The sequence below is a fragment of the Aquamicrobium ahrensii genome (assembly GCF_040545755.1).
In the GTDB taxonomy this organism is placed as follows: Bacteria; Pseudomonadota; Alphaproteobacteria; order Rhizobiales; family Rhizobiaceae; genus Mesorhizobium; species Mesorhizobium ahrensii.
On record NZ_JBEPMN010000003.1, the window covers coordinates 401,176 to 425,525 of the forward strand.

A 24,350-nucleotide genomic window follows, 5' to 3' on the forward strand; every position below is an offset into this window, starting at 1 on the left:
TGTAGCCTCGCTACAGGGCTGTTTTGCAATGCAGGATGGCCACCATGACAGCGGTCAGGCCGTCCTTTGGATATGGCTCCAACGGCGAAAGACCCCGACTTTTCAGCCGCGGCTTTTCAAGCCTGGTTTTTCAATGGGCATGATGCCGGCAATTGCCCCGATACGGGAGACAGGCAGAATGGCTTCCATCCAGTCTGCCCAAACCGACCACAGGAGCGGGGCCCGGATAAATCCGGACCGCCGATCCTTCCGTTGGTTTGCCGCATCTGTGCGACGTCAGGTGAAGCCACCTGACTGCAAAGCTTTAATGCCTGTATTGCTGGATGCGCGTGGTGCGCAGGCCCGCCAAACCGTATTCGTCGATCGACGCCTGCCAGGACAGGAATTCCTCCGTCGTCAGCGCATAGCGCTGGCACGCTTCCTCAAGGCTCAAAAGCCCCCCTCGCACGGCCGCCACCACCTCGGCCTTGCGCCGGATAACCCAGCGCCGCGTATTGCTTGGCGGCAAATCGGCAATTGTAAGCGGGCTGCCGTCAGGCCCGATTACGTATTTGACTCGCGGTCTAACAAGATCGGTCATCATACTCTCTACTAAAAACACGCAAAAACCAATCGCTGCCACACTACCGCCACAGCTTTAAAAATTGCCTAAGCGGTTCCTAATGGATAGGTAACGAACATGAACGTCGCGTTAGGGAATGCGCTGGCATTTATTTCAGATATGGTTCAAATGCCGTGAAAGCTGCTTTGCGGGCCGCCGGTTAACGGAAAAACCGGTCTGGCAAGCCATTCAGGCCTGTCCTATATTTGCGCGACAGGCCCGTATCCGGCAAACCGGAATGCAATGCCCTCGTATCCTGTTTGGAATGAAGAGATGAACAGCCTTGACCTTCCCGCACGCCCGCAGGACACGCGTGTCGTCGTCGCCATGTCTGGCGGCGTCGATTCCTCGGTGGTGGCCGGGTTGCTCAAACGGGAAGGTTATGATGTCGTCGGCGTGACGCTGCAGCTCTACGATCATGGCGCAGCCACCCACCGGCCTGGCTCGTGCTGCGCCGGGCAGGACATCGATGACGCTCGCCGGGTCTCGGAAACGCTGGGCATCCCGCATTATGTGCTCGATTATGAACGGCGTTTTCGCGAGGCGGTGATCAACCCTTTCGCCGAAAGCTATGTGCATGGCGAGACGCCGATCCCTTGCGTTTCCTGCAACCAGACCGTCAAGTTCGCGGATCTTCTGGCCACGGCCAGGGAGTTGGGCGCCGACGCGCTGGCCACCGGCCACTATATCCGCTCACGCGCCAATGGTGCGCACAGGGCGCTCTACCGCCCGCTCGACGCCGACCGTGACCAGAGCTATTTCCTGTTCGCCACCACGCAGGAGCAGCTCGACTACCTGCGCTTTCCCCTTGGCGATCTCCCCAAGCCCGCCGTACGAGCGATGGCCGAGGAAATGGGATTGTCTGTCGCCACCAAGCAGGACAGTCAGGACATCTGCTTCGTGCCGCAGGGCAAGTATTCCGACATTATCGCCAGGCTGAAGCCGGGAGCGGCAAGCCCCGGCGACATCGTCCATATCGATGGGCGGGTGCTTGGCCGGCATGACGGCATTGTGCGCTACACGATTGGCCAGCGTCGCGGTATAGGCGTCGCCTCCGGCGAGCCTCTCTACGTCGTCCACCTCGATTCCGAGCGTTCGCGGGTCATCGTGGGACCGCTCGAAGCGCTGGAAACGCACCGGATTCACCTGCGCGACATGAACTGGCTGGGCGATACACCGCTGACGGAAATCCCGGCCGAAGGCGTGGAGCTTTTCGCCAAGGTGCGTTCCACTCGTCCTCCCCGCCCGGCGGTTCTTCGCCAGCACGAAGACGCGGCCATAGTCGAACTGGTCGATGGCGAATCCGGCGTTGCCCCCGGACAGGCCTGCGTGCTCTATTCCGACGATGGCGACGAAGCACGCGTGCTGGGCGGCGGCTTCATCGGTCGCTCGGAACGCGGCGCTGAGGCCGAGGCCATGCTGTCCCGTCTTGGCGCGACGCCGGCGCGGGCGCAGGGCTGATCACACCCGGAAAAGGCCGGAACAGGGGAAACGCTTCCTATGACGCGCCCTGGTGGCGCACCGTGCCTGCCGTCAGCACCTGAAGCACACGGATTGCCTCCTGGCCATTCGTGCGCGGCTCTTCCCGTGTCTGGATACACTGGATGAAGTGCTCCAGTTCGCGCGTCAGCGGCATGCCCTGCTCGACCGCGATGTAGTGCGGCTCGTCGGCGGTGAACGCCCACTGGCCGCTGTCCTGCCAGATGGAGTGATGATAGACGGCCAGCTTGCGCTCCCAGGGCTCGACGTCATCGAACACGGCCATTCCCTTGGTTCCGACAACCGTAAGCCGCCGCTCCCGATAGGGATTGAGGCGCGACGCGAACAGGTGGCCGCGCAAATTGCCCGGGAAACGCATATGGAGATGCGCGAAATCGCTCAGATGATCGAGCGCCGCCGCCCCTTCCCCGTGCACTTCCACCGGGGCGGAGCCCGTAATGGCGAGGATCATCGACAAATCGTGCGGGGCGAGATCCCAAAGCGCATCGTTTTCGGTATGGAACTTGCCGAGGCCGAGCCGATGCGAATGAATGTAGCGCACGTCGCCAAGTTCACCCTCATCGACAAGAGCCTTGAGCTTCTCGAAAGCCGGATGGAAACGCAGCACATGGCCAACCATATAGACGCGGGAATTGTCCTTCGCCGCCTTCACGGCGCGCTCGGCATCCTCGACGGTGAGCGCCACGGGCTTTTCCACAAGCACGTCCTTGCCCGCCTCGACGGCACGGATGGCGGTCTCGGCATGGAACTGCGGCGGCAGGGCCATGACGATGGCGTCGATTTCCCCTCGCTCGAAAAGCTCGTCCGGCGCAAGCGCCAGACATTCCTGCTCGCTGGCGAAGCCTTCGGCGCGATCGCGATTGGCATCGGAAACCGCGTAGAGGGCTCCGAGCGCCTTGAGGGTGCGGACATGGTTGCTGCCCCAGTATCCGCATCCAAGGACGGCAATACGCGGTTTCATCAATCGTGGACTCGAAATTTTCGTGGCTGACACATAGCGGCGAGGCGATCTGAACTCAACCCCGCGCATTCAAGGTTGCGCGGTTCCATACATTTCAAAAATAGATCGCTTCGCCCCTCGAACAAGTCGTTTGCATGCTTGACAGGCTCGCCATGCCCCCCTTATATCCGCCCGACCTCGCGAGGGTTCGCCGGCAACGAGCCGCAAATCGAACCATCACGCGCCGGGGCGGAGTAGCTCAGTCGGTTAGAGCAGAGGAATCATAATCCTTGTGTCGGGGGTTCGAGTCCCTCCTCCGCTACCATCAAATTCCTGAATAAAATCAATTTTATAACCTTCGCCAATCGGGCAAATTTGCCTCTTGCCTGTCGCGTTCATGTTGCGACTGACAATCCTTGATTTTAAAGGATTTTGACTGAGGCGCGGCTATTCGTACTCGCGCCCCCGGTCGAACAGCGGAAGCCGCCATCTGTCATGCGAGCGAGCCAGTAAGGCATCGCTAGAACCGGACGGAGGGCTCGGAAGGCGGGAGGCAAAGCCATGGCCGATCACCTCCTATCCCAAACCAAGCGCCCGAAGCTCATAGTCGTCGTCGCGTTCGACCGCGGCGAAAGCTCTTGTCGATAAACTCGTCAGTGTAACCCAAGGGCCGCGAGGCCAATTCTGACGATCACGGTTCACCAAGCCTGAGCTTGGCGATCTCCATGCAATGCAAGGAATCTAGTCTCAGCGGGGCCATGTTTCAAAACGGACACCGCCATGCCAATATTGCTGGGAGGGGGAACGTCTCTCGCTCCTTGGGCAGGGGGTAGATAGGGGTAGTGCATCAGGACGTCTCGAAAGCACTCGATCTGATCTACGAGGCGGCTTTTGTGCCAGAAACCTGGTCAGTTGTTCTGGACAACATGGCTCGCGCGATTGGTGCGGAAGGAACGGTGCTCTTCAATACACGCGCCGCAAGCAGTCGGTGGCTTGCGTCCGCCGGCATCATGGGCTTAATTAATCGCATCGTCGAAGAGAACTGGACCAGTCGCAATCCGCGAGCCGAACGCTTGCTGGCAGTCCCGCATCATGGGTTCCAGAACGAGGCGGAACACTTCACGAAGGAAGAATACAACCAGTATCCGATCTATACGGAACTTATGAAGCCGAGCGGCTATGGATTTGGCGCTGCGACGGCTATCACAGTTCCGAATGGCGACAATCTGATCTTCTCCGTGGAGAAGAAACTGGCCAACGGACCCGTGGATCGCAAGGGTATCGACTATCTCGACTTGCTGCGACCACATCTTGCCCGCTCGGCTATGACATCCAGCCGCCTCGAATTCGGGCGCATCACGGCAGCCGTTGAAGCGCTGCAAATGACAGGTCTGCCCTCCGCAGTTATTGGCTTCGACGGCCAGATTCTGGCGGTCAATTCACTGCTCGAAGAATTTGCACCTCAGGTGAAGCTGGGAGCGTTCGATCGCCTGCTGTTCGCCCACCGCCCGGCCAACCTGTTTATGACGGAAGCAATCGCGCGGGCGGAGGACAGTGCTGGACCTTCAGCCTTTTTGAGCCGGTCGTTCCCGCTGCCGCAATTGGGCAATGCGCCTGCCGCCATCGTGCACCTGGTGCCAGTACGCGGCAATGCCCGCGATCTATTTTCACGTGCAGCGTTCTTTCTCATCATAACCCCGGTCGACAGGAAGCGCGTTCCCGCCGCAGAAACGATCCAGGGTTTGTTCGATCTTACTCCGGCCGAAGCCCGTGTCGCCCGCTGTCTTGCGACCGGCGGCAACGTGCCGGCAGTCGCTGGAATGCTTTCCGTTAGCCCGGAAACCATCCGCAGCCACATCAAGTCGATCCTGTCGAAATCAGGAATGGCGCGTCAGGCTGAATTTGTCGCAGCCGTCATGAGTATCCGACCGGTCGGCTGAAACGAGACTAGCGGTTGCCCAATTTCGTGGTCGCAGATCGAGATTTTGAGCACCTCTCACCAACTTGGGTGATGTGAAGTCGGCCTGTCCCTGCTTTGATCCCCTCTCTATGTAAGCGGAGGGAAAGACATGAGACGGATCATCATATGCGCAGCCATGCTGCTTATGCCGCATGTTGCACTTGCTGCGGACACCCCAGTGCCTGCCGCGGAGCTAAAAGCGCTGGTTGCCGGCAAGACGATTAATTCTTCAGGCGCAAAGCTGCGATACGGCGCTGATGGCCGCTACAGCTACAATGGCGGCTCGCCCGGAAAATACACCGTTTCCGCCGGCAAGATTTGCGTGAAATTCGACGCTGGAAACAGCCGCTGCGACCGCATTGTCAAATCAGGAAAGAAGTATTTCCTGATCAACAGCGGCGGAAAGCGCTTTCCATTCAACTGAAGACGAAGACCTTCAGAATGAAAGTCGACAGTTCTGCTCATCAACGATGGAGCCAGAGCCTTCGATTACGTTCATGACCCTTCATCCCGTCGGGATGGCCCCAGGTTTCTGTTCTGAAAACGGTCTCGGGGAAAACGGAGGGGAGCGCGGGTCTCCGGGTCGATCGCGTCCGGACTTTTGACCTCCCGTTTCGGATCGGCTTGGCTCCTCACGCGTTGTCGTCTCACAAATGGGAGATCCAGCAATGAACGTCGCCAATCTGCAACTTGAAGGCTTGTTGATGGCCATCGCCTCGGTCAATCATGCATTGGTCCGAAAAGGCATTCTGTCGGCGGAGGACATCGACACCGCTTTACGCAAGGCTGAGGCCAACGAGACCGATCAGAACAGGGCAGATGAATTGTCCACCTCCAACCGTGACGCCATCAACTTCCCCATCAGGCTTCTGCAACTCGCCAATCAGTGTCAGACCGAAGCCGACTTGCCCTCGTTCTCAGCCCTGACAAGGATGGTCGGGCAAATGAAAGAACCCTACAACGACGAGATGTAATATTACCGGTTGGATGGTTCGGATCCACAGGCCTGCCGTCGATGTCGCTGCCAATCGTGTAGCCGCGCGCTTCCTCCCGTTGGATCAGCGCGTCGTGGCAGGACCTGCAAACGGCTTCCCTGTTCTCCAGTTCGAAGAACAGGATCTCGTCGCCTTTGTGCGACGCCTGACGACTGCAGCGCGGGGATGATGCCGGTTACCGGCGACCATCAGGCTATTGCAGCGCTGGCATGTTTAGAGGTCGCGGACCAGCGACTGCTGGCGGATGCCGTGCGAACCGCACCAGTGCTTGTCGCGGTAGAGACTGGGTGCTGCTCGGCTTCAGCGGAGCGGCGAGGAAGGTGAGCACGAGGCTCGGCGATCACGCCAGCTTTCAAATCGCGGCGGCGGTCGAACGGCTGCGCTTCTTCCGATAAAGATCACTATCCGTTTGCTCCATCATTTCTCTGAACGTCGTGCTCGGCTTGCATTTCTGATGCCCGACGGAAATAGACAGCTTCAGGTCCGCCAAACTTCTCCTGCGGACGAACTCCCGATCTGCTGCGACACTAATTTCAGTCAGCAACTGATCCATGCTGCTTTTTTCGAGGCGAGGAATGAATGCACAAAACTCGTCTCCGCCTATCCGCGCGATCAGACTTTCATCACCCAGAGTCGCCTGCAAAGCCACAGCGGTAGCGATAATTGCGTCATCTCCTACCAGATGGCCGTATTCGTCATTAATGGCTTTCAGGTAATCGATATCGGCTATCAAGAATTTGCCTGCCACCTTGTGAGCCATCGCGGAATTGAACTGTTCCTCGAAGCTGCGCCTGTTGAGAAGCCCGGTTAGGGGGTCGGTATTTGCGCGCTTGGCCAGATCAGTCGTCTGCTTGAGGAGATTGCGATAGGCTGTCTCCAATGCTTCCAGTCGGCCGAACCATAGAATCGCGATGGGTGGTGCGATCAAGAATGGGAGCAACAGCCGCACAAGCACAGTAATCGTGTCTGCCTTCGCCCCGACAAGAAGGCGAAGACCGGTGGAGATCGAGATAGAAATGGCTGCTGCGATCAATGTGACCTGCACGGTTCGCTTCAGCACGTATCGGGAAGGTAATTTCAAATCGCCCGCCGCATCGCCGCATGAAAAACCATACTGCACGAAGAAAGTAACGCCCGTGCTAACGACGCCGGGGCATGTGCTCCCAGGATCGGATTCTCGTGCACTTGCCGATTTATTACTGCTTGCAACAATTATGTGATACGGTTTTCGTCTCGCACGTAATCTTGCGCGCCTGTCCTAACAAAGATCGGACACCACTATGAACATTCCTGAATGGACCAAACCCGCCGTTTACGGCGCGGGCGCGGGAGCCATTGCCCTGGCGATCATAGGCTTTACCTGGGGTGGCTGGGTCACCGGCGGCACAGCCGAGAAAATGGCGGACAAAGCCAGTGTTGACGCTATCGTATCCGTGATGACCCCCTATTGCGTCGCCCAATCCAAAACCGCTCCGAACTCAATGGAAGTCCTTGCCGCACTCAAAGGAGCAAGCGCCTATGAACGTCGTGGCATTATCGAAAAGGCAGGTTGGGCAACTCCCCTTGGATCCGAAAAGCCCAATAGCGCGCTAGCGATATCCTGCAATACGGCAATCACCACCAGCTAGGGAAATTTCCAGGAACAGGCAGAGCGCCATCAGCAGGATCCGGCTTGAGGTTTCCTTTTCTTACCGAAGGGCAGATCGCGAGCCGGATCAAATTCAAGAGTTCAGCTCAGTTCCTGCGCCGCTGCCCAAGATAGACCGGTCGTCAGCGGCCGCTTGTAGGCCAACCCCATCTATGGTTCCCTCAGGTCCAATTCTGGAGGTGATGGAATGGTGAAGTCGTCGTCAGCCTGCCTGATCTGCAATGCGCCCGCAAAACACGCTTCCGTCCGGGCGGGAGATTCCATCGAGATCCACTGCTCAGATTGCGGGCCGTACCAAGCCTCAAACACCTTTCGTGAGATTGCAGCGCGCCATTCCAAAGACGTCAGGCGGCAATCTCTGGAACGAGCCAGGATGAGAGCGCGATACGGCCTCATGCCAATGATCACGACTTACGATCTCCCCTGACCCATTCGCATTTACCCGCTTCACCGTTCCCTTGGGTAACTCCGGTGCGCCAGGTTGCGTTATGCCGCGTATCGCACTAGGCAGTCAGCAACATAGAAAGGACGAGGATGGCGAGACCACCAAACTACAACCAGGAGCGCAAAGAGCGCGATCGCGCCAAAGCTGCCAAGAAGGCTGAAAAGCTTGCTGCAAAAGCGGCGGCCAAAGAGCGGGATAATCCAGAAGATGGTGCGGCGGCGTCTCATCCTGTCGAGGATTAGACCGTCCGGTAACAGGGGAGCTACCCGCGTCGGGCCCGCTGGCATCCGATAGCGGAATGGCGACCTGAAACTGGAAATGAAAAACCCGCCTGACCGGGGCGGGTCTGACGACAACAGTCCAAGAAACTATACTGCCTGCCCTGCTCAAGCATCTCCGGAATGTGCCTCGGCGGCGCATCCGGCGCCATCCAGGCCGTGACTGTCGCCGTCTTGCCAATCTCGATACGCGAATTCGGCATCATTGGCATCACCCGCGTCCAGTTCGGGCCTTGTAACAATTGAGCGTTTTTAAGGATCGCGTCCGCAACGGCTTTGAAGGCACGATCTACACGACGCTCGGCCATACTACGCGACAGGCCGTTTTTCTTACAGAAGGACTAGAAGCGACCCTGCCCGCTTCGGTTTGGCCTGCCATGCGGCCCACTGGCCAGGAAGCCTTCTTCTGTCGTCTTCGTCGATATAGTCGAGAGGCCAACTAGACGGTCTTCGGTTTCGGCCCCTTCATTTCCTGCAGCTTGATCCTGATACGCAGCGAACCTCCTTGAGGGTGATCGATCTCAAATGCATTGGTCTTGCGGACAAGATCGCTCAGTTTTCGGAATCCGAAGGTGCGCGGATCGAAGTCGGATGCGAGATTGGCAAGATGCGTGCCGACCGCTCCGAGCGGCACCCAACCGTCCTCATTTTCCATCTGCGCGATCACCTTACGAAGAATTGGGACCGCTGCAGACGGCGGCTGGAGCGACTTCGCGCCCGGCGCAGATTCCGTCCCGTTTCCGGGTGTGGAAGACAGCAGGTTCTCAGTGTAGACGAACCGCCGGCAGGCCTGCCGAAAGCTTTCCGGCGTCTTCTGCTCACCGAAACCAAACACGTCGACGCCCTGCTCGCGAATTCTCGCGGCAAGGCGGGTGAAATCGCTGTCGGAAGAAACCAGGCAGAACCCATCAAGACGCCCACTATGGAGAAGGTCCATTGCATCAATGACCAAGGTGATATCGGAGGCGTTCTTCCCGGTCGTGTAGGCGAATTGCTGCTGGGGGATGATCGCGTGCTTCGACAGCACCTCCGCCCACGCTTTCGACCGGACGCCCGAAAAATCACCATAGATACGCCGGACGCTCGCCTCTCCGATCTTGGCGATCTCCTCGAACAGACCGTCCGCGATCTTCGCGGAGGCGTTGTCGGCATCGATGAGAACGGCAAGACGGGGTGATCTGGGTTCGGATATCATGAGATTCTTTCGCCGAAGAGGACGCAGCTTCACGGTGCGGTAAACGCCGGTATGATGATCAGGGACGCAGACGAGAGTTTATAGGAGAGCTGCCGCGTCCGGCAACACACCCCTCCTCCCCCAAAGAAGCTCCCGAAGCTCATTGTCGTCGGCGCGCTGGGCCGTGTCGAGGATGGCGAGCTGTTCTCCCGCATTTGCTCCCCGATCAACAGTTAGGAACGTGCGATCCGAACCTCAAGCGCCGGAGACGACATGCCGATATCGGCCCGAAGCGCTCGTTCCGCGTTTATGACGGCAACACGCTTACAAGGCGAACACCGAGGGGGAGCAATCCCAATGGCTCAGTCGCGCTCGAATCCGCTTCCATTATGTTCGCCGAGTTGCGGCGACCTGTGCGACACGCAAAGCTCGGCTTCAGAGAAGCTGATCGGCGAACGTACGCCCTTCACGCCGTCATTCTCGACCACCATGGCGCGATGGACGATCTGCGGATCCGAAAACACATCTTCAAGCGTGTTGATCGGTCCTGCCGGAACGCCAACCTGTTCCAGCGCCGCCAGAAGTTCGTCGCGGAGCCATGTCTTCGTCCGCGCCTCCAGGATGTCGGTCAGCGCCGTGCGGTTGTGAACGCGTAGCGGGTTGGTCGCGAACCGCTCCTCGGTTGCGATGTCGCCCACACCGAGCGCGGCGGTCAGCTTGGCGAACTGGCCGTCGTTCCCGCAGGCAATGATGAGATATCCATCCGAAACCGGGAACACCTGATAGGGCGCGATGTTGGGATGGGCGTTGCCGAGACGCTTTGGCGAAACGCCGGAAGCCAGATAATTCATGGCCTGATTGGCCAGAACGCCGACCGTGCTGTCGAACAGCGCCATGTCGATATGCTGGCCGCGACCGGTCGTCTCGCGCATGATCAATGCTGACTGGATCGCGATCACCGAATAGAGCCCGGTGAAGATATCGGCGAAGGCGACGCCCACCTTTTGCGGCTGGCCCTCCGGCTCGCCGGTCAGATGCATGAGCCCGGCCATGCCCTGAATGATGAAGTCATATCCGGCGCGGTGGGCGTAAGGGCCATCCTGCCCGAAACCGGTGATCGAGCAGTAGATCAGGCGCGGATTGATCGCTTTAAGCGTCTCGTAGTCGAGCCCGAACCTGGCCAGATTGCCGACCTTGAAATTCTCGATGACGACATCAGCTTGCGCGATCAGATCCTTCACCCGCTGAAGGTCGTCGGGCGACCGGAAGTCCGCGGTGATGCTCTTCTTGCCCCGGTTGCAGGCATGGAAATAGGCGGCCGCCCTGTCGTCGCCGCTTTCGATGAAGGGCGGGCCCCAGCGGCGCGTATCGTCGCCCTCCGGCGCCTCGACCTTGATCACGGTCGCGCCAAGATCGGCCAGTGTCTGGCCTGCCCACGGGCCAGCCAAAATCCGCGCCAGTTCAACGACGCGCACACCTTCGAGCGGATATTTCATGCTGCTGCCCTGGTTGAAACTTTGGGGCCGGCGCTGTTCGACGCCGGCCCTGATTCCCCTTAGAAGAACGCCTGAAGACCGGTCTGGGCGCGGCCGAGGATGAGGGCGTGCACATCATGCGTGCCTTCGTAGGTGTTGACCGTCTCCAGGTTCTGCGCATGGCGCATGACGCCGAATTCGATCTGGATGCCGTTGCCGCCATGCATGTCGCGGGCCACACGCGCGATATCCAGCGCCTTGCCGCAGTTGTTGCGCTTGACGATGGAGATCATTTCCGGCGCAAGCCTGCCCTCGTCCATCAGACGCCCGACGCGCAGCGAAGCCTGAAGGCCGAGAGCGATCTCGGTCTGCATGTCGGCAAGCTTCTTCTGATAAAGCTGCGTTGCGGCCAGCGGCCGGCCGAACTGATGACGGTCGAGGCCATACTGGCGCGCGCGCGTCCAGCACTCTTCGGCCGCGCCCAGCACGCCCCATGAAATGCCGTAGCGCGCCCGGTTGAGGCAGCCGAACGGACCTTTCAGGCCCGAAACATTGGGCAGCAGCGCGTCTTCGCCTACTTCCACACTATCCATCACGATCTCGCCGGTAATCGAGGCGCGCAGCGAAAGCTTGCCGCCGATCTTCGGTGCGGAAAGGCCCTTCATGCCCTTTTCCAGCACGAAGCCGCGAATGGCGTCCTTGCCGTCCTCGCCTTTCAGCTTGGCCCAGACGACGAACACGTCGGCGATCGGGGAGTTGGAAATCCACATCTTGGAGCCATTGAGGCGATAGCCGCCCTCGATCTTTTCGGCGCGGGTCTTCATGCCGCCGGGGTCGGAGCCGGCATCCGGCTCGGTCAGGCCGAAGCAACCGATCCACTCGCCCGAAACGAGCTTCGGCAGATATTTCCTGCGCTGCTCTTCCGAGCCGTAGGCATAGATCGGATAGATGACCAGCGAGGACTGCACGCTCATCATCGAGCGGAATCCGGAATCGACACGCTCTATTTCGCGCGCCACAAGGCCATAGGAAACGTAGTTGGCGTTGGCCGCACCATAGTCTTCCGGCAACGTGACGCCAAGCAGGCCCGTCGACCCCATCTTCGCGAACAGCTCGGGATCCGTCTTTTCCTCCATATAGGCGGTCTCGATGATCGGCCTCAGTTCCTCGTCGGCGAAGGATTTGGCGGTGTCACGGATCATCCGCTCTTCGTCGCTCAGCTGATCGTCGAAAAGGAACGGATCGTTCCAGATGAAGGATGTCTTGCTCATGGCTGCTCCCGATTGTGCGCGCACTTGATTTTTGCCGGTGACAGTGAACATTGATGAACGGCGGCACAAGCCATATTTACTCAATTCACTTTGAGTTTTATGCAAAGCAATGAGCAATCTGCAACGCCGCCTCGTTCCCTCAACGGCATCGCTCACGGCATTCGACGCCGTGGCGAGGCTCGGCAGCTTTTCGGCGGCGGCCGGAGCGCTCAATCTCACGCCCGGCGCCATCAGCCGGCAGATCGCGGCGCTGGAAGAGCAATTGGGAGTGACGCTCTTCGTCAGGAACAACAAGGGTGTAAGGCTGACCGGACGCGGCGAGCGTTACGCAAAAGGCGTGGCGGACATCATCGAACGCATGCGGGTGCTGTCGCTGGAAGCCATGGCGCAAAGCGCCTCAAGCGTTTTGAGGCTGGCTTTCCCGCCAACCTTCGGCACGCGCTGGCTGCTGCCGCGCATTCCGGATTACGTGCGAAGCCACCCGGAAATGACGCTCAGCTTCTCAACCCGGATCGGCCATTTCGATTTCGACCAGGAGCATCTGGACGCGGCCATCCATGTCGGCACGGCGGACTGGCCGGGTTGCGACTGTCGTCTTCTGCTGAAGGAAATGGTGGCGCCGGTTTGCAGCCCGGATTTCCTTCGGCAGAACCGCATCTGCGACCCCGCTTCCTTGCTGAAGGTGCCGCTGCTGGAGATGGCATCGCGCCCTCACGCCTGGAAACTCTGGTTTTTACATTTCGGCATAGCGGACCATTACCGCGAAGGCATGCGCTTCGAACAGTTCATGAATGTCTCGCAAGCCTGCCGTGCCGGTCTCGGCGTTGCGCTGATGCCGTCATTTCTCATCGACAGCGAACTGGCCAGCGGCCAGCTCGTCAAGGCGCTCGACCTGCCCGTGGAGAGCGCCAGCGCCTATTACTTCGTCACCCCGCAGGAAAAGACCGCCGACGCCGGCGTGCGCTATTTCCGCAGATGGCTGACAGGGCAGATCGAGCTGTTCCAGAAAAATGGCAGATGATGGCGCCCCCCTTGCCACCACGCGCCGGAACCGGGCGGCGAGCATCGGCACTCGCAATGTATGACTGCTAGTGCCGTGAAATCACGAAGTTTTTGTTCCCTGAAGTATTCGGCTCTTGATTTTACGGGATGTTGGGCCACACTTTTCAAAGTGGGTGGCCGCGTACAGATCGGGCGGCTCAAGGAGCAGATGGAGCACCGCCGCCGCGCCGGGCCAGAGCTTCGCACCACCCGCATCCAACCGTCGCCTGGCGGCCGGGATGCAGGCGCGGTTCTTCAGAGCCAGCCCCGGCCGTGTGGAAGGATGCGCAAATGGCGACCACGGCCAGCAGGGATTTTCAGCTTCAGATGAACGGCTATGGCCTCACCACGGCTGAAATCCATTACCATATGCCAGACCACCCCAGCCTGCTTCAGCTCTACATCTGGCAGGAATATGATCTTGCGCCGCACTTTCCCGAGTTGAGGGGTTTTCTGGACTACTGGACACGAGAGCTGGACGGCCCGTTGCACTCGGTGCGGGTCGCCCATCACCATCTCATCAGAGCCTCGGAATGGCGCGCGGTTGACGGCATCCTGACCATTCACTGAATCGTGCGGCAGGGGCTGGATTGCCTGGCGGTAACGGGATTTTACAGCGATGCCGGGCGGCCGTCCAGAAAGAAGACTCTGGTGCGGCGTCGTCTGGGAGGTATTGTCTGAAACCTGATGACCGCAGAAGGAGAAATTCGATGAGTTCAACCCGCCCCTTCATCCTTCGCCGGCCCTTTCTTCTGGCATTCTCGACCGCGATTGCCGTCGTTCTCGCCTCCGGCGCCGTGGTATGGACCCGTGATTTCAATTCCGCCGGACCGAACACGGATTATCGTCCGGCCTTCGAGGGCCAGACCCGCGCTCCGGTCATCGCCGACGAGATCAAGCTCGACCGCACCGTCATCGCCAGCGGGCTGGAAAACCCGTGGGGCATGGCGGAATTGCCGGACGCAAGCTGGCTGGTGACCGAAAAGCCGGGTCGCCTGCGCATTGTCGGATCGGATGGCGGCGTCTCCGATCCGGTCGCAGGCTTGCCGGAGGTGTTTTCGAGCGGACAGGGCGGGCTTCTGGATGTGGTGGTGCGCAGCAATTTTTCCGAGACGCGGCGCGTCTGGTGGAGCTATGCCGAACCGCGCGCGGACGGTCTCAACGGAACCTCGGTGGCCACAGGCACGCTGTCGCCCGACGGACGCGAGATGACAGATGTCCGCGTCATCTTCCGGCAGGAGCCGGGCTGGCGATCGGAAGCGCATTTCGGCTCCCGGCTGGCCTTCGACGACCAGGGCGCGCTGTTCGTGACGACGGGCGACCGCTCGGTGACGGATGCGCGGCCGCTGGCTCAGGACATCGGCACGCATATCGGCAAGGTCCTGCGCATCGACCCCGAGGGCGGGCCGGCGGCCGGCAATCCGGACATCGAAGGCGGACGTCCGGAAATCTGGTCATATGGCCATCGCAACCTGCAATCGGCGGCGATCGGCCCTGACGGCGCGCTTTGGACGGTGGAGCATGGCCCGCGCGGCGGCGACGAACTGAACCGTCCGGAAGCCGGCAAGAACTATGGCTGGCCGGTCATCAATTACGGCCTTGAATACCGGGGCGGACCGATCGGTGAGGGCCTGACGCAGAAGGAAGGCATGGAGCAGCCGATCTACTATTGGGACCCGGTGATCGCCCCAAGCGGCCTTGTCTTCTATGACGGCGACGTCTTTCCATCGTGGAAGGACAGCGCCCTGATCGGCGCGCTGCGCGGGCAGGCCCTGGTGCGGCTGACCCTGGAGAACAATCGCGTCACCGGAGAAGCGCGCTATCTGGAGGGATATGCGCGTATCCGCGACGTCGCCGTGGCGAAGGACGGAGCGGTGATGATCCTCACCGACGAGACCAATGGCGAGTTGATCCGCCTGACACCGGCCCACGACTGATCCGGCGCTGAAGGCTTCATGAGGCCTTCAGCAAATCCGCATAATGGCGTTCAGCCACGTCCGGGTGCGAGCGCAGGCGGCTCTTCAGCACGTTGACCCCGACATCGCGGAACAGCGGATTTTCAGGATCGCTGGCAGGCCCCTTGGCTTCGGCCGCCAGTTCCTCATGCAGGTCGAGCAGCGGGATCGTCGCGTCCAGACGCGCGCCGAAAAAAAATGGCGCAGAATAGCGCTCCGCGCCGCGCGGCGGCGTCACCACCCTATGCAGCGTTGCGCGCAGATAGCCGTTGGAGGCCAGTTCCAGAAGCTCGCCTATATTGACCACCAGCGTTCCCGGCACCGGCTCGACATCAACCCATTTGCCGCCATATTCGACCTGAAGACCGCCGACATTGTCCTGCAGCAGCAGGGTGAGGAATCCGCCATCCTTGTGTGCGCCGACACCCTGATCGTCGTCCGTCCGCTCGCGGCCCGGATAGCGCACGATCTTCATGCGGTGATTGGCGCCCTCGCCGTATATCGGCTCGAAGACGTCTTCCGGCTGCTCCAGTGAAAGTGCGAAAGCCTTCAGCAGCCGGATCGCCACGTCGGCCACCTTGGCCTGCCAGTCGAGAACCGCCGGGCGCAGTTGCGGCAGCGCTTCCGGCCACTGGTTCGGCCCGTGCAGCCTTGTCCAGGCCGGCTGCCTGCCGTTCTGGGGCACGGGCTCGCGTTCGATGCCGAAGTCGAGTTGCTCGCGCCAGTCCGTCTGCCCGCGCGTGCGTTCGCCAGCCACCCGCGTATAACCGCGGAACTGCGAGGAGTTCACCATTTCGATGCGCAGCTTTTCCTGCGCCGGCAGATCGAAGAACTGCCGGGAAAGCTCGAACAGGCGATCGATCTCGTCCAGCGTGATGCCGTGCCCGTCGAGATAGAAGAAGCCGACATCGCGCGCCGCATAACGCAGATCCCTCAGGAAAGTGGTGCGCGCCGCCGGCCCCTGCTCAAAGAGCGAGAGATCGAGAATGGGGAAAAGACGGGCCATGAGTGCCTCCTTCCGCTGCCTGTTCGATGAAGCCGCCAAATTCTGCGGCCGATCTGTCGCCGCATGATCGGGGACGGCCAGCATCGAGAAAAGAAACAGCAGCCCACCCATTGTCGCCTTACGCGACAATGGGTGCTAATCGCGCCGCCTGTCATGGAAACGTTTTGCTTGTCAGGCCGACGGGCTGAACGGGCAGGCCCATCAGGCATGCGGAAAGGGGCTCGCCGCCTCCGGAGCGGCGACGCTTGCCTCATATGTTGCGGCGCTTGCCTTCCATAAGGTCGAGCACGGCGCGGGCCGCATCCAGCACATTGGTGCCGGGGCCGAACACGGCGGCGACGCCATGGTCGAGCAGATACTGGTAGTCCTGACGCGGAATGACGCCGCCGACGACGACGATGACCTCATCCGCGCCGCGCGCCTTGAGCGCCTCCACCAGTTGCGGCGCCAGCGTCTTGTGGCCGGCCGCCAGCGACGACATGCCGACCACCTGCACCTTCGACTTGACCGCGAGGTCGGCCGCTTCATCCGGCGTCTGGAACAGCGGGCCGGCGATCACCTCGAAGCCGAGGTCGCCGAAGGCCGAGGCGATAACCTTTGCGCCACGGTCGTGACCATCCTGACCGAGCTTGGCCACCATGATGCGCGGCGAGGAACCGAGCGCGCTGGCGAACTGGTCCAGTCGATCAACGAGGTTCTCGTATTCCGGCTCGCCCTCATAGGCTGGCCCGTAGACCTTGCTCACCACCTTCGGCACAGCCGAATGATCGCCAAAGACATCACGCATGGCGTCGGAAATCTCGCCCAGCGTGGCGCGCGCCTGCGCCGCCTCCACGGCGGCTTCGAGGATGTTGCCCTGTCCGGAGCGCGCCACCTCGCGCAGGCGCGCCAGCGTCTCTTCCGCACGTTTCGGGTCGCGCTGGCGCCGTGTGCGCTCGATGCGGGCGATCTGCGCCTCGCGCACCGCCTTGTTGTCGATGTCGAGAATGTCGATGTCGTCCTCGGTTTCGAGGCGATACTTGTTGACGCCGACGATCACCTCGTCGCCCCGGTCGATGGCCGCCTGCTTGCGGGTGGCCGCCTCCTCGATCAGGCGCTTGGGCAGGCCCTCGTTGACCGCCCTGGTCATGCCGCCCATGGCCTCGACCTCCTCCATCAGCTTCCAGGCGGCGTCGGCAAGCTCCTTCGTCAGACTCTCGACATAGTAAGAGCCGGCCAGCGGATCGACCACCTTCGTCACGCCCGTCTCGTGCTGGAGGATAAGCTGGGTGTTGCGGGCGATGCGGGATGAAAATTCCGTCGGCAGCGCGATAGCCTCGTCGAAGGAGTTGGTATGCAGCGACTGCGTGCCGCCCAGGGCCGCCGCCAGCGCCTCATAGGCGGTACGCACGATGTTGTTGTACGGGTCCTGCTCCTGAAGTGACACGCCCGACGTCTGGCAATGGGTGCGCAGCATCAGCGAGGACGGCTTCTTCGGCTCGAATTCCTGCATGATGCGCGTCCACAACAGACGCGCGGCGCGCAGCTTGGCCGCCTCCATGAAGAAGTTCATGCCGATGGCGAAGAAGAAGGACAGACGCCCGGCGAACTCATCGACGTCGAGCCCCTTCGCCAGTGCGGCGCGCACATATTCGCGCCCGTCGGCCAGCGTGAAGGCCAGTTCCTGCACCAGCGTCGCGCCGGCTTCCTGCATATGGTAGCCGGAGATGGAGATGGAGTTGAACTTCGGCATCTCCTTCGAGGTGTATTCGATGATGTCCGCGATGATCCGCATCGAAGGCTCGGGCGGATAGATATAGGTGTTGCGGACCATGAACTCCTTGAGGATGTCGTTCTGGATGGTGCCCGACAGCTTGCCGCGCGGCACGCCTTGTTCCTCGCCCGTTACGATGAAATTGGCGAGCACGGGAATTACCGCGCCGTTCATGGTCATCGACACCGAAATCTGGTCGAGCGGAATGCCCTCGAACAGAATCTTCATGTCCTCGACGGAATCGATGGCGACACCCGCCTTGCCGACATCGCCGACCACGCGCGGATGGTCGCTGTCATAGCCGCGGTGGGTGGCGAGGTCGAAGGCGACCGACACGCCCTGCTGGCCCGCCGCCAGGGCCTTGCGATAAAAGGCGTTCGATTCCTCCGCCGTCGAGAAGCCGGCATATTGGCGGATCGTCCACGGACGGCCGGCATACATGGTGGCGCGCGGCCCGCGCACGAAGGGCGCGAAGCCCGGCAGGCTGTCCAGATGGTCGACCGCGGCCAGATCGTCAGCCGTATAGAGCGGCTTGACCGGAATGCCTTCCGGCGTGTTCCACTTCAGCGTGTCAGGGTCGCGCTTGACTTCCTTTTCAGCCAGAGCCCGCCATCGGTCGATCCTGGGTCCGGTCATCAAAGCCTCCCGCACATGAAATCGAATCCGTTCATCATTCGAACTCCATGATGAGTTCATCGACACCGAGGCTCACGCCCGGCTGGGCGGCGACGCGCTTGACCTTGCCCCCCTTTTCGGCGCGCAGCACATTTTCCATCTTCATCGCCTCGACGGTGGCCAGCGCCTGCCCTTCCTGCACCTCGTCACCCTCCTGAACGGCGATGGAAGTGATCACGCCGGGCATGGGACACAGCAGCATCTTCGACGTATCGGGCGGAAGCTTGACGGGCATCAGCCGCGCAAGCTCGGCGACACGCGGGCTGCGCACATAGGCCTTTGCGTCGACGCCGCGCCATCGCAGGCGCATGGAGGAACCGTTGAGCGTGACCTTCACGCCCATCGGTTCGCCATCCACCACGAAACCCGCATGGCTGGCGCCGGGCATCCAGTCGCTCGACACGCTCACGCTGGGCCCATCCCCGAAGATGATGACGTCGCCGCTCTCGCCCTCTGTCACTGCAAGCGCGAACTCCTGATCGTCCACCAAAGCCACCCAATCCTTGCCGATGGCGCGTGGATGGTTGGCGAGCACGCCGGAAATCTGCGCCGCACGGCGAGCGCTCTTCAGATGCACGAAGGCGGCGACAGCCGCCAGCAGACGCGCCTGATCGGGGTCTGGCGTGACGCCGGCGAACCCGTCAGGAAACTCCTCGGCGATATAGGCCGTGGTCAGCCGGCCCTCACGGAATCGCTGCTGATCCATCACCGCCGACAGGAACGGCAAATTGTGGCCAATTCCCTCGACTTCGAAATCATCAAGCGCGCGGCCCATGGCCTCGACCGCGCCGAGACGATCGGGAGCCCAGGTGCACAGCTTGGCGATCATCGGATCGTAATGCATGGAGATTTCGCCGCCCTCGAACACGCCGGTGTCGTTGCGGATGATGGTGCCGTCCTCCCGTCTCCCCTCCGCAGGCGGGCGATAGCGCGTCAGGCGGCCGATGGAGGGCAGGAAATTGCGATAGGGGTCCTCGGCGTAGAGGCGGCTTTCAATGGCCCAGCCGTTCAGCTTCACATCGCTCTGGGTGATGCGCAGCCTTTCGCCGGCCGCCACCCGGATCATCTCCTCCACCAGATCGATGCCGGTGATCAGCTCGGTCACCGGATGCTCGACCTGAAGGCGGGTGTTCATTTCGAGGAAGTAGAAGTTCCGCTCGCCATCGACGATGAACTCGACCGTGCCGGCCGAAAAATAGCCGACCGCGCGTGCCAGCGCCACGGCCTGTTCGCCCATGGCCTTGCGAGTGGCCTCATCGAGGAAGGGTGAGGGAGCCTCCTCGATGACCTTCTGGTTACGGCGCTGAATCGAACATTCGCGCTCGCCGAGATAGAGGATGTCGCCGTGCTTGTCGCCAAGCACCTGAATTTCGATGTGGCGCGGCTGGGTGACGAATTTCTCGATGAAGATGCGGTCGTCACCGAAGGAGGATTTCGCCTCGTTCTTCGACGACTGGAAGCCCTCGCGCGCTTCGGCGTCGTTCCACGCGATGCGCATGCCCTTGCCGCCGCCGCCGGCCGAGGCCTTGATCATCACCGGATAGCCGATCTGGGAGGCGATGCGCACCGCCTCATCCGCGTCTCCGATCAAACCCATATGGCCGGGAACGGTATTGACGCCGGCTTCCGCCGCCAGCTTCTTGGAGGTGATCTTGTCGCCCATGGCCTCGATGGCCTTCACCGGCGGGCCGATGAAGGCGACGCCCTCCTGCTCAAGCGCCTCGGCGAAAGCGGCGTTCTCGGAGAGGAAGCCATAGCCCGGATGAACGGCGTCAGCCCCCGTCTTGCGGATCGCTTCGAGGATTCTGTCGATGACGATATAGGACTGCGACGAAGGGGCCGGCCCGATATGCACCGCCTCATCGGCCTGACGCACATGCAGCGCATCGCGGTCGGCGTCGGAATAGACCGCGACCGTCCTGATGCCGAGCTTCTTCGCGGTGCGGATGACCCGGCAGGCGATTTCGCCGCGATTGGCGATGAGGATCTTCTTGAACATCAGCCCGTCTCCAGTCCCCATAAGTTCACTCTTTGAATTTCTTTTCATAAGGCATCATCAGAAGCGCCGAGGCCGTGACCACGCCGCCGAACACGAAGGCGAACGGCGCCACCAGCAGCAGAACCGGAATGACCGGGTTTGCCGCCCGGTCGATGCGCGCGCCGATGCCCCCTATATCGAGCCAGATGATGGCGATGGCTGTCAGCGCTCCGATCAGCGCGCCGAGCGCGGCGTTCACCGCCATGAAGCGCAGCATCCGCCAGTGGTCCTTGCGGGCCTCCTCCGGCGTCAGCTTCGGCTTGTCCATCGCTTCCTCGATCCGGCTTTCAGAGCGGCATCGTATCGTGCTTGCGCCATGGGCCTTCCACGCGCTTGGTGCGCAGCGCGGCAAAGGCGCGCGCGATGCGACGGCGCGAGGAATGCGGCATGATCACCTCATCGATGAAGCCGCGCTCGGCCGCCACGAAGGGGTTGGCGAAACGCTCTTCATATTCGGCGGTGCGCGCCGCGATCTTCTCCGCGTCGCCCAGTTCCGAGCGGTACAGGATCTCGGTCGCGCCCTTGGCGCCCATCACCGCGATCTCCGCCGTCGGCCAGGCATAGTTGATGTCGGCGCCGATATGCTTGGAGGCCATGACGTCATAAGCCCCGCCATAGGCCTTGCGGGTGATCAGCGTCACCATAGGCACCGTGGCCTGCGCATAGGCGAACAGTAGCTTCGCGCCATGCTTGATGACGCCGCCATATTCCTGCGCGGTGCCGGGCAGGAAGCCCGGCACATCCACCAGCGTCAGCAGCGGAATGTTGAAGGCGTCGCAGAAACGCACGAAGCGCGCAGCCTTGCGCGAGGAGTCGATGTCGAGGCACCCGGCCAGCACCATGGGCTGGTTGGCGACGACGCCCACCGTCTCGCCCTCGATACGCATCAGGCCGGTGATGATGTTCTTCGCGAACGCCTCCTGAATCTCGAAGAAATCCCCCTCATCGGCGATGGCCGCGATCAGTTCCTTCATGTCGTAGGGCTTGTTGGCCGAATCCGGCACCAGCGTGTCGAGCTTCATGTCGATGCGGGCCGGGTCGTCGTGGAAGGGCCGCACCGGCGGCTTTTCGCGACTGTTGAGCGGCAGGTAGTCGAACAGCTTGCGAACGCCCTCCAGCGCCTCGACATCGTTCTCGAACGCGCCATCGGCGACGGAGGATTTCTGCGTGTGGGTGCGTGCGCCGCCCAGTTCCTCGGCCGTCACGATCTCGTTGGTGACGGTCTTCACCACGTCCGGCCCGGTGACGAACATGTAGGATGAGTCGCGCACCATGAAGATGAAATCGGTCATGGCCGGCGAGTAGACCGCGCCGCCCGCGCACGGCCCCATGATCACCGAAATCTGCGGCACCACGCCGGATGCGTCGACATTGCGCTTGAACACATCGGCATAACCGGCGAGCGAAGCGACGCCCTCCTGGATGCGCGCGCCGCCGGAATCGTTGAGCCCGATCACCGGCGCGCCGTTCTTCACGGCCATGTCCATGATCTTGCAGATCTTCTGCGCATGAGTTTCCGACAGCGAGCCGCCGAGCACGGTAAAGTCCTGGCTGAACACATAGACCAGCCGGCCGTTGATGGTGCCCCAGCCGGTCACCACGCCATCGCCCGCCACTTTCTGGCTGGCCATGCCGAAATCGGTGGCGCGGTGGGTGACATACATGTCGAACTCCTCGAAGGAGCCCTCGTCCAGAAGCACCTCGATGCGCTCGCGCGCCGTCAGCTTGCCCTTGGCGTGCTGCGCGTCGATGCGCCGCTGGCCGCCGCCGAGGCGGGCTTCGGCGCGGCGGGCCTCCAGTTGCTCGAGAACGTTGCGCATCAGCGGCTCTCCCCAACAGATCGGAGAACAGGCACGAAAAGCATTGTCGGCATGGTCTCTCCCTGACCGGCACACTGAGCCGGCTTCTTTCATGCTCCACTAGATCGAAGCGACGCCCAAGAAAATGCTGGAACGGGTGGATTTGCATAGTATAGAATGTTGCAAATTGCGAATTGTGAAAATGCGAACATGTCAACAGGCAAGCTTTATATCGGCCGCAAGGTGCGCGAATCCCGCCTCGCCCATGGCCACACACAAGCCGCTTTCGCCGAACGCCTGGGCATTTCGACCAGCTATCTGAACCAGATCGAGAACAACCAGCGTCCGGTTTCGGCCACCGTGCTTCTGGCCCTGGCCGAGAAATTCCAGATCGAGATGTCCGAGCTTTCGGCCGGCAGCAGCGACCGCCTGCTTTCCGCCTTGTCGGAAGCGCTGGCCGATCCGCTTTTCGAGAACTATTCGCCCGGCATGCAGGAACTCAAGCTGGTGGTGCAAAATGCGCCCGGTCTCGCCCATGCGCTGATTGCCTGTCATCAGGCTTACCGCCGCAACAGCGAACAGCTTGCAGGCTTCGACCAGATGTCGCGCACCAGCGGGCTGGCCGATCCCACACCTTATGAGGAGGTGCGCGACTTCTTCCACTTCATGGACAATTACATTCACGAAATCGACATGGCCGGCGAGAAGCTGGCCCAGTCCATCGGCGTTCCGGATGCGGAAACGGGCGCGGCGCTCGCCGCCCATCTGGAAATGCGGCATGGTGTGCGCATCCTCAAGGCGGCTGAAGGTGAGGAAGTTCTGCGCCGCTACGACCCCTCGTCCAAGCTTCTCTATCTCAACGCCTATTCACCCGCCTCGACACGCCATTTCCAGATGGCGTACCAGATTGCCTCTCTGGAACTGAAGACGGAGATCGACACCATCGCACGCCGCGCCGAATTCCGCTCGCCGGAATCGGTCGAGATCTGCCGCATCGGTCTGCGCAATTATTTCGCCGGGGCCGTCACCCTGCCCTATCAGGCGTTCCTGACCGCCGCGCGCGAACTGCGTCACGATCTGGAACTGCTTGCCGCCCGCTTCGGCGCGAGCCTCGAACAGGTGGCGCACAGGCTCTCCACCTTGCAGCGGCCGGGCATGAAGGGCGTGCCTGTGTTCTTCGCCCGTTTCGACCGGGCCGGCAACATCACCAAGCGCCACAGCGCCGCCAAGCTGCAATTCGCCCGCTTCGGGGCGGCCTGCCCCCTGTGGAACGTGCACCAGTCCTTCGAACTGCCCGGCCGCATCATCAGGCAACTGGCCGAGACGCCGGATGGCGTGCGCTATCTGTGCGTGGCCACTGAAATCGCCAAGTCCGGCGGCGGCTTCAGCGCTTCGCGCCGCCGCTACGCGATCGCGCTTGGCTGCGAGGTCACCTATGCCGGCGACTTCGTCTATGCGGACGGGCTCGACCTCACCAACCGCGCCGCCTTCGATCCGATCGGCATTTCCTGCCGGATCTGCGAACGCGCCAATTGCGACCAGCGCGCCACTCCGCCCTTCAAGCGCCGCCTGCATGTCGATCACGATCTGCGCTCGCCGGTGCCCTACAGGCTGGAATGAAAAAGGCGGCGTCGCCGCCGCCTTTTTGCCATGTCAGATCCTCATTCGATATCGAATGACACGCCCTGTGCGAGGGGGAGCTCTTTGGAGTAGTTGATGGTGTTGGTGGCGCGGCGCATATAGGCCTTCCAGGCGTCGGAGCCGCTCTCGCGCCCGCCGCCGGTCTCCTTCTCGCC

The 24,350-nt window shown here is 61.3% G+C and carries 21 protein-coding genes and 1 tRNA gene; 11 read left to right on the forward strand and 11 right to left on the reverse strand.

Annotated features, from left to right (window positions below):
• Window positions 1–304: 304 nt before the first annotated feature.
• Window positions 305–580, reverse strand: a complete 276-nt coding sequence (sciP, locus tag ABID44_RS06925) for a CtrA inhibitor SciP (protein WP_035028531.1) — start codon at window positions 578–580, stop codon at window positions 305–307.
• A gap of 294 nt (window positions 581–874) precedes the next feature.
• Here sciP and mnmA point away from each other — a divergent pair, with 294 nt between their 5' ends.
• Window positions 875–2,062, forward strand: coding sequence for a tRNA 2-thiouridine(34) synthase MnmA (gene mnmA, locus ABID44_RS06930; RefSeq protein WP_354150957.1), 1,188 nt, complete (start codon window positions 875–877; stop codon window positions 2,060–2,062).
• A 37-nt stretch (window positions 2,063–2,099) separates the two neighbouring features.
• Here mnmA and ABID44_RS06935 read toward each other — a convergent pair whose 3' ends face one another.
• Entirely contained in the window at window positions 2,100–3,062 is a 963-nt protein-coding gene (locus tag ABID44_RS06935) for a Gfo/Idh/MocA family protein (protein WP_354150958.1), read from the reverse strand.
• 227 nt (window positions 3,063–3,289) lie between these two features.
• Between ABID44_RS06935 and ABID44_RS06940 the strand changes: the two genes are divergently transcribed.
• The 4 genes from ABID44_RS06940 to ABID44_RS06955 all read left to right on the forward strand — a co-directional run bounded on the left by ABID44_RS06940 (window position 3,290) and on the right by ABID44_RS06955 (window position 5,975).
• Window positions 3,290–3,366: transfer RNA gene (locus ABID44_RS06940), tRNA-Met, on the forward strand.
• 517 nt (window positions 3,367–3,883) lie between these two features.
• Complete coding sequence (locus ABID44_RS06945; protein WP_354150959.1) at window positions 3,884–4,981, forward strand: helix-turn-helix transcriptional regulator; 1,098 nt, start codon at window positions 3,884–3,886, stop codon at window positions 4,979–4,981.
• A 129-nt stretch (window positions 4,982–5,110) separates the two neighbouring features.
• Window positions 5,111–5,425: a hypothetical protein gene (locus ABID44_RS06950; RefSeq protein WP_354150960.1), complete on the forward strand. Its 315-nt coding sequence runs from the start codon at window positions 5,111–5,113 to the stop codon at window positions 5,423–5,425.
• Between the two features lie 244 nt (window positions 5,426–5,669).
• Window positions 5,670–5,975 carry a hypothetical protein gene (locus tag ABID44_RS06955; RefSeq protein WP_354150961.1) on the forward strand — a complete coding sequence of 102 codons (306 nt, stop codon included), beginning with the start codon at window positions 5,670–5,672 and terminating at the stop codon, window positions 5,973–5,975.
• 373 nt (window positions 5,976–6,348) lie between these two features.
• Here ABID44_RS06955 and ABID44_RS06960 read toward each other — a convergent pair whose 3' ends face one another.
• Entirely contained in the window at window positions 6,349–7,077 is a 729-nt protein-coding gene (locus ABID44_RS06960; RefSeq protein WP_378226879.1) for a GGDEF domain-containing protein, read from the reverse strand.
• A gap of 199 nt (window positions 7,078–7,276) precedes the next feature.
• Here ABID44_RS06960 and ABID44_RS06965 point away from each other — a divergent pair, with 199 nt between their 5' ends.
• A complete protein-coding gene (locus ABID44_RS06965; RefSeq protein WP_354150963.1) occupies window positions 7,277–7,624 on the forward strand; it encodes a hypothetical protein in 348 nt (115 codons plus the stop codon).
• Window positions 7,625–8,178: 554 nt separating this feature from the next.
• Window positions 8,179–8,331, forward strand: coding sequence for a hypothetical protein (locus ABID44_RS06970; RefSeq protein WP_354150964.1), 153 nt, complete (start codon window positions 8,179–8,181; stop codon window positions 8,329–8,331).
• Window positions 8,332–8,806: 475 nt separating this feature from the next.
• Here the strand turns inward: ABID44_RS06970 and ABID44_RS06975 are convergent, their stop codons facing one another.
• The 3 genes from ABID44_RS06975 to ABID44_RS06985 all read right to left on the reverse strand — a co-directional run bounded on the left by ABID44_RS06975 (window position 8,807) and on the right by ABID44_RS06985 (window position 12,287).
• Window positions 8,807–9,562, reverse strand: a complete 756-nt coding sequence (locus ABID44_RS06975; protein WP_354150994.1) for an NYN domain-containing protein — start codon at window positions 9,560–9,562, stop codon at window positions 8,807–8,809.
• Between the two features lie 341 nt (window positions 9,563–9,903).
• The gene (locus ABID44_RS06980) at window positions 9,904–11,037 is read right to left on the reverse strand and encodes a CaiB/BaiF CoA transferase family protein (RefSeq protein ID WP_354150965.1); all 1,134 of its coding nucleotides are present in this window, start codon (window positions 11,035–11,037) and stop codon (window positions 9,904–9,906) included.
• 59 nt (window positions 11,038–11,096) lie between these two features.
• Window positions 11,097–12,287 carry an acyl-CoA dehydrogenase gene (locus tag ABID44_RS06985; protein ID WP_354150966.1) on the reverse strand — a complete coding sequence of 397 codons (1,191 nt, stop codon included), beginning with the start codon at window positions 12,285–12,287 and terminating at the stop codon, window positions 11,097–11,099.
• Between the two features lie 109 nt (window positions 12,288–12,396).
• On the opposite strand from ABID44_RS06985, the gene ABID44_RS06990 reads away from it, so the two are divergent.
• The 3 genes from ABID44_RS06990 (at window position 12,397) to ABID44_RS07000 (ending at window position 15,265) form a co-directional block, all read left to right on the forward strand.
• On the forward strand, window positions 12,397–13,308 hold the full coding sequence (locus tag ABID44_RS06990) for a LysR substrate-binding domain-containing protein (protein WP_354150967.1): 912 nt from the start codon (window positions 12,397–12,399) through the stop codon (window positions 13,306–13,308).
• A 311-nt stretch (window positions 13,309–13,619) separates the two neighbouring features.
• Complete coding sequence (locus ABID44_RS06995) at window positions 13,620–13,898, forward strand: usg protein (RefSeq protein WP_354150968.1); 279 nt, start codon at window positions 13,620–13,622, stop codon at window positions 13,896–13,898.
• Window positions 13,899–14,038: 140 nt separating this feature from the next.
• Window positions 14,039–15,265 (forward strand): PQQ-dependent sugar dehydrogenase, encoded by a 1,227-nt coding sequence (locus ABID44_RS07000; RefSeq protein WP_354150969.1) that lies wholly within the window; start codon window positions 14,039–14,041, stop codon window positions 15,263–15,265.
• 16 nt (window positions 15,266–15,281) lie between these two features.
• Here the strand turns inward: ABID44_RS07000 and ABID44_RS07005 are convergent, their stop codons facing one another.
• The 5 genes from ABID44_RS07005 to ABID44_RS07025 form a co-directional block, all read right to left on the reverse strand.
• Complete coding sequence (locus ABID44_RS07005) at window positions 15,282–16,289, reverse strand: isopenicillin N synthase family dioxygenase (protein ID WP_354150970.1); 1,008 nt, start codon at window positions 16,287–16,289, stop codon at window positions 15,282–15,284.
• Between the two features lie 250 nt (window positions 16,290–16,539).
• Entirely contained in the window at window positions 16,540–18,678 is a 2,139-nt protein-coding gene (scpA, locus tag ABID44_RS07010) for a methylmalonyl-CoA mutase (RefSeq protein WP_354150971.1), read from the reverse strand.
• A 34-nt stretch (window positions 18,679–18,712) separates the two neighbouring features.
• Window positions 18,713–20,716, reverse strand: coding sequence for an acetyl-CoA carboxylase biotin carboxylase subunit (locus ABID44_RS07015; protein ID WP_354150972.1), 2,004 nt, complete (start codon window positions 20,714–20,716; stop codon window positions 18,713–18,715).
• 25 nt (window positions 20,717–20,741) lie between these two features.
• Complete coding sequence (locus ABID44_RS07020) at window positions 20,742–21,023, reverse strand: hypothetical protein (RefSeq protein WP_354150973.1); 282 nt, start codon at window positions 21,021–21,023, stop codon at window positions 20,742–20,744.
• Window positions 21,024–21,042: 19 nt separating this feature from the next.
• Window positions 21,043–22,575 carry an acyl-CoA carboxylase subunit beta gene (locus ABID44_RS07025; RefSeq protein ID WP_354150974.1) on the reverse strand — a complete coding sequence of 511 codons (1,533 nt, stop codon included), beginning with the start codon at window positions 22,573–22,575 and terminating at the stop codon, window positions 21,043–21,045.
• A gap of 189 nt (window positions 22,576–22,764) precedes the next feature.
• On the opposite strand from ABID44_RS07025, the gene ABID44_RS07030 reads away from it, so the two are divergent.
• Window positions 22,765–24,174: a helix-turn-helix domain-containing protein gene (locus tag ABID44_RS07030; RefSeq protein ID WP_354150975.1), complete on the forward strand. Its 1,410-nt coding sequence runs from the start codon at window positions 22,765–22,767 to the stop codon at window positions 24,172–24,174.
• Window positions 24,175–24,350: the final 176 nt, after the last annotated feature.

Excerpts from the sequence above, each read along its gene's own strand:
- ABID44_RS06955 (WP_354150961.1), top strand. The coding sequence starts at position 5,670 with ATGAACGTCGCCAATCTGCAACTTGAAGGCTTGTTGATGGCCATCGCC.
- ABID44_RS06935 (WP_354150958.1), bottom strand. The coding sequence starts at position 3,062 with ATGAAACCGCGTATTGCCGTCCTTGGATGCGGATACTGGGGCAGCAAC.
- scpA (WP_354150971.1), bottom strand. The coding sequence starts at position 18,678 with ATGACCGGACCCAGGATCGACCGATGGCGGGCTCTGGCTGAAAAGGAA.
- mnmA (WP_354150957.1), top strand. The coding sequence starts at position 875 with ATGAACAGCCTTGACCTTCCCGCACGCCCGCAGGACACGCGTGTCGTC.
- sciP (WP_035028531.1), bottom strand. The coding sequence starts at position 580 with ATGACCGATCTTGTTAGACCGCGAGTCAAATACGTAATCGGGCCTGAC.
- ABID44_RS06990 (WP_354150967.1), top strand. The coding sequence starts at position 12,397 with ATGAGCAATCTGCAACGCCGCCTCGTTCCCTCAACGGCATCGCTCACG.
- ABID44_RS07015 (WP_354150972.1), bottom strand. The coding sequence starts at position 20,716 with ATGTTCAAGAAGATCCTCATCGCCAATCGCGGCGAAATCGCCTGCCGG.
- ABID44_RS07020 (WP_354150973.1), bottom strand. The coding sequence starts at position 21,023 with ATGGACAAGCCGAAGCTGACGCCGGAGGAGGCCCGCAAGGACCACTGG.
- ABID44_RS07005 (WP_354150970.1), bottom strand. The coding sequence starts at position 16,289 with ATGGCCCGTCTTTTCCCCATTCTCGATCTCTCGCTCTTTGAGCAGGGG.
- ABID44_RS06965 (WP_354150963.1), top strand. The coding sequence starts at position 7,277 with ATGAACATTCCTGAATGGACCAAACCCGCCGTTTACGGCGCGGGCGCG.
- ABID44_RS06975 (WP_354150994.1), bottom strand. The coding sequence starts at position 9,562 with ATGATATCCGAACCCAGATCACCCCGTCTTGCCGTTCTCATCGATGCC.
- ABID44_RS07025 (WP_354150974.1), bottom strand. The coding sequence starts at position 22,575 with ATGCGCAACGTTCTCGAGCAACTGGAGGCCCGCCGCGCCGAAGCCCGC.
- ABID44_RS07000 (WP_354150969.1), top strand. The coding sequence starts at position 14,039 with ATGAGTTCAACCCGCCCCTTCATCCTTCGCCGGCCCTTTCTTCTGGCA.
- ABID44_RS06985 (WP_354150966.1), bottom strand. The coding sequence starts at position 12,287 with ATGAGCAAGACATCCTTCATCTGGAACGATCCGTTCCTTTTCGACGAT.
- ABID44_RS06995 (WP_354150968.1), top strand. The coding sequence starts at position 13,620 with ATGGCGACCACGGCCAGCAGGGATTTTCAGCTTCAGATGAACGGCTAT.
- ABID44_RS06950 (WP_354150960.1), top strand. The coding sequence starts at position 5,111 with ATGAGACGGATCATCATATGCGCAGCCATGCTGCTTATGCCGCATGTT.
- ABID44_RS07030 (WP_354150975.1), top strand. The coding sequence starts at position 22,765 with ATGTCAACAGGCAAGCTTTATATCGGCCGCAAGGTGCGCGAATCCCGC.
- ABID44_RS06980 (WP_354150965.1), bottom strand. The coding sequence starts at position 11,037 with ATGAAATATCCGCTCGAAGGTGTGCGCGTCGTTGAACTGGCGCGGATT.
- ABID44_RS06970 (WP_354150964.1), top strand. The coding sequence starts at position 8,179 with ATGGCGAGACCACCAAACTACAACCAGGAGCGCAAAGAGCGCGATCGC.